Raw genomic sequence first — 255 nt, forward strand, 5'->3', positions numbered from 1 at the left:
TTCGGTCCTCCATTCAGTGTTACCTGAACTTCAACCTGGACATGGGTAGATCACCTGGTTTCGGGTCTACGACTACATACTCAAGACGCCCTATTCAGACTCGCTTTCGCTGCGGCTCCGTCTCTTCGACTTAACCTTGCATGCAATCGTAACTCGCCGGTTCATTCTACAAAAGGCACGCTATCACCCAGCATTTTTCCAAAGGAAAATATGCATAGGGCTCTAACTACTTGTAGGCACACGGTTTCAGGTTCT

At 48.2% G+C, this 255-nt stretch carries 1 rRNA gene; it reads right to left on the reverse strand.

The window, feature by feature from the left end:
- Window positions 1-255, reverse strand: a 23S ribosomal RNA gene (locus tag PZE06_RS29385); the annotation flags it as partial.

This window comes from Robertmurraya sp. DFI.2.37 (assembly GCF_029211245.1).
Taxonomy (GTDB): Bacteria; Bacillota; Bacilli; order Bacillales; family Cytobacillaceae; genus Robertmurraya; species Robertmurraya methanolica_A.